The 3,271-nt window shown below is 68.0% G+C and carries 2 protein-coding genes and 2 pseudogenes; 2 read left to right on the forward strand and 2 right to left on the reverse strand.

Annotated elements, in window-relative coordinates:
• Window positions 1-382, reverse strand: a 382-nt coding sequence (locus tag Q4A20_RS14925; RefSeq protein WP_303124181.1) for a ribonucleotide-diphosphate reductase subunit beta, incomplete at its 3' end; no start/stop codon positions are given.
• A 169-nt stretch (window positions 383-551) separates the two neighbouring features.
• On the opposite strand from Q4A20_RS14925, the gene Q4A20_RS14930 reads away from it, so the two are divergent.
• Window positions 552-2,207 (forward strand): Na+/H+ antiporter NhaC family protein, encoded by a 1,656-nt coding sequence (locus Q4A20_RS14930; RefSeq protein WP_303124182.1) that lies wholly within the window; start codon window positions 552-554, stop codon window positions 2,205-2,207.
• A 318-nt stretch (window positions 2,208-2,525) separates the two neighbouring features.
• Window positions 2,526-2,693 (forward strand): annotated as a pseudogene (locus Q4A20_RS14935) (IS5/IS1182 family transposase); the annotation flags it as partial.
• Here the strand turns inward: Q4A20_RS14935 and Q4A20_RS14940 are convergent.
• A pseudogene (locus Q4A20_RS14940) lies at window positions 2,686-3,081 on the reverse strand (transposase); the annotation flags it as partial. The pseudogenes Q4A20_RS14935 and Q4A20_RS14940 sit on opposite strands and share 8 nt — an antisense overlap.
• Between the last annotated feature and the right edge of the window lie 190 nt (window positions 3,082-3,271).

Genomic DNA, 3,271 nt, shown 5'->3' on the forward strand with positions numbered 1-3,271 from the left:
GGAAGGCCTCGTCGATCTCGGCGGTGGAGATCAGGGTGGAGAAGATCGAGGAGTATGAGCGGGCGTGCACCGACTCCATGAAGGCGATGTTAGTGAGCACCGCCTCCTCATGCGGGGTGCGAGCGTCCGGGATGAGGGAGACGGCGCCGACCGTGCCCTGAATGGTGTCCAGCAGGGTCAGCCCGGTGAACACTCGCGTGGTCATGTTCTGCTCGGCCTGGTTCAGGGTGGCCCAGGACTGGACGTCGTTGGACAGCGGCACCTTCTCCGGGAGCCAGAAGTTGCCGGTGAGCCGGTCCCAGACCTCCAGGTCCTTGTCGTCGACGAGCCGGTTCCAGTTGATCGCCTGGACGCGGTCGATGAGCTTGATGGGCTCAGGCATGGGTCCTCCCGGGTGTGCTCGTTGGGTACCTCATGCTACCGACGACGACGCCGCACTCCCCGCCGCGCCGACGTGAGATGCCCCGCGGCCGGGGCGGGCTCATGGCGGGAATAGACGCAAGGGCCCCACATACACGGACGGACCATGCCTTAGCCTGGTGCCGCCCCGCATGCGACGAACGGAACTGCTGATGATCGAGTCCTACCCGGTGTTGTCCCTCATCCCGCCGCTCCTGGCGATCCTGCTGGTGATCGTGACGAAGAAGGTCATCTCCTCCCTGGCTGTGGGCATTGTTGCCGCCGCCCTGCTGATTGCCGACGGCGGCATCATCGGGACCGTCACCAAGATCTGGGAGGCCTTCTCTCAGATCTTCTGGTCGCAGGGCGCGCTGAACGCCTACTACGTGCTCATCCTGGCCTTCCTGCTGACGCTCGGGGTCATCACCTCCCTGGTGCTGATGTCCGGCGGCACCCAGGCCTTCGCCGAATGGGCGATGACCCGGGTCCGCACCCGACGCGGCGCCCAGATCCTCGCGGCGGCACTGGGGACCGCGATCTTCGTGGACGACTATTTCAATGCCCTGGCCGTCGGGCAGGTCGCCCGCCCCGTCTCCGATCGGCAGCGGGTCTCGCGGGCCAAGCTCGCCTACCTCATCGACTCCTCCTCCGCCCCCGTGGCCGTCCTTGCCCCCTTCTCCAGCTGGGGCGCCTCGATCATCGGCATCATGGGGCCGATCGTGGCCACCCTCGGCATCCAAGTCTCCGACGCCGGCGCGTTCCTCCGTTCCGCGGGGATGAACTACTACGCGATCGCCGCGCTGATACTGCTGTGGGTGACCGTCGTCTTGGAGATCGACTTCGGTCCGATGCGCCGTGAGGAGCGCCGCGCCATCTCCACGGGCAGCCTGTACGCGCCCGATGAGCAGATCCCGGGGCAGCTCACCGATTCCCTGCCGCGGCACGAGCCGGGCGCGATGCGCGCCTTGATTGTGCCCTTCGTCGTCCTGGTCGCCGGGGTGGTCGGGGGCATCCTCCTGACGGGGCATCACGCGTCCGGCTCCTGGTCCATTCTCGAAGTGCTCGCCAGCACCGACGTCGCCCTGTCCCTCAACCTCGGCGGCCTCCTCGGGCTTGCAACCGCCGCCTTCTACTACTTCCACTTCACGCACGAAGACCCGATCTTCGAGGCTAAGACGGCCGCTCGGGGCGTGGTCGAGGGCGCCCGCTCGATGCTGCCGGCCATCAAGATCCTCCTGTGCGCCTGGATGCTCGGCTCGCTGATCGCCGAGCTCGGTACGGGGGCCTACCTGGGCTCACTGGTCGAATCGGCGCAGGTTTCGGCCCGTTGGCTCATCCCGATGCTGTTCGTCATCGCCGGCGCCATGGCCTTCGCCACCGGCACCTCCTGGGGGTCCTTCGGCATTCTCCTGCCGATCGCCGGAGAGATCATGGGGGCGGTCGCTGGCGGCGGCGAGTTGCTGATCCCCGCGTTCGGAGCCGTGCTCGCGGGCGCCGTGTGGGGCGACCACTGCTCCCCGATCTCGGATACGACGATCCTGTCCAGCACCGGGGCGGGCTGCAATCACATCACCCACGTCAACACGCAGCTCCCCTATGCGGGTGCCAGCGCGGGCGCGGCGCTGCTCGGATACGTGGCCTTCTCGGCGACGGGTTCCGGGGTGCTCGGGGTCGCGGTCACCGTTGCCGCGCTGATCGGCTTCGCCCTCGCCGTCCGCGTGTGGCTGCCATCCATTGGTCCGGCGGGCGACGCCTCGTCCGCGTCCGCAGCCGACGACGAGCCCGAAGAGGTGCCGACCTCGGCCTAGCGTTTTGGGTAAGTGGGTGGGGTGGCAGGCAGCCGGATGGAGCGTGGAGGCCCGCATCAAGGCCGCGCTGGTCGCCAAGGCCGACGCCGACCGCAAGAACCGGCTGGCCAGTGTCAGTGGACTCCACCACCTGCCGGACCCCTGCGGCATGCTGGCCCGGCTGCTGACCGCAGGACAGATCGCGAACTGCCCGATGATGATCCCCATACTGGAACACAGATCCGGATGGCCCGTCCGGGACTGGGAAGGCCCCGCCCGCGCCCGCAGATGGTGCTGGCCGACAACCACCGCCGACGCGGCAGCGCAGCGGGCACGCCGCCCGCCTTCGACCCCGTGGCCTACGAGGACCGCAACGCTGTGGAGCGGTGCTTCAGCCAGCTCAAGCACAACCGGGCCATGGCCACCAGATACGACAAACTCGCCGTCCGCTACCAAGCCACCACCCACACCGCCAGCATCGACCACTGGCTCAAACGACTCACATAACACGACCTAGGGGTGTGTGGTTGTTTGCGGTTGGGCCGGCTGGCCTGGGGAAGGTGTGGGCTCCGGGCGGAGCCGAGGGTACCGGGGGTGTCCCTATGTGGTTTGTCAAGCGGCGGTGGGCGAGGGTGAGTACGGCTTGGCCTAAGGCGTTTTCCTTGGGCGTGTTTGCGGTTGTAGTAGGCCCGGGATGCGGGGTCGGAGCGCAGTGAGGCGAAGGCTGACAGGAACATGGCTGGCTTGAGGCGCTTATTGCCCGCGTGGGAGACGCACCTCGCCCCGTATGGAGGACCCCGACCGCCGGGTGACTGGTGTCAGGCCGGCGTATGAGGCCAGGTGGGCGCCGGTGGGGGAAGGTTCTACCCGCGGTTTCGGCCAGGAACACGGCGGCGGCCGGGACCCCCGCCCCGGGGCACGGGTGGTCAGGGGCCGGGCAATAAGGAGGGCGGGCCACCCGACTCGTCACCGCCGGGCTGGGCGGCAGGTGGGTGGTCGTCTCGATCGACGACCGCGAACTCGTGGCCGGGAGGGCGTGTTCAATGGTCTGTGTAAGCCCTGATTGAGAGGACCTACTGTCATGA

It is taken from the genome of Actinomyces sp. (assembly GCF_030530635.1).
Lineage (GTDB): Bacteria > Actinomycetota > Actinomycetes > Actinomycetales > Actinomycetaceae > Actinomyces.

Bases quoted from the DNA above. Each gene is read 5' to 3' on its own strand.
- Q4A20_RS14930 (WP_303124182.1), top strand. From the start codon at position 552: ATGCGACGAACGGAACTGCTGATGATCGAGTCCTACCCGGTGTTGTCC.